The 210-nt window shown below is 70.0% G+C and carries 1 pseudogene; it reads right to left on the bottom strand.

The window, feature by feature from the left end:
• Positions 1 to 210: pseudogene (locus tag E5W87_RS21360) on the bottom strand (thymidine phosphorylase); the annotation flags it as partial.

Genomic DNA, 210 nt, shown 5'->3' with positions numbered 1-210 from the left:
ATGCTGTCGTCCGGCCGTATGCGCCCGCCGCCAAGCCCGACGACCGCAAGCCCGATGTCGCGGGTCGCGATGCCGGTGACGAAGCCGTTTTCGGTTGCCTTGACCGCGAACTCGGTCGCCGCCTTCGGCAGGTATTTCTCCGGATTCTCGACGAAATCGGCCGGACCGCCGAGCGCCGCCACCATGCGCGCGAAGACCGCGGCGGCGCGG

Origin of the sequence: Mesorhizobium sp., assembly GCF_004962925.1 — a bacterium.
In the GTDB taxonomy this organism is placed as follows: Bacteria; Pseudomonadota; Alphaproteobacteria; order Rhizobiales; family Rhizobiaceae; genus Mesorhizobium.
This window is presented reverse-complemented; position numbering and strand designations above follow the sequence as displayed.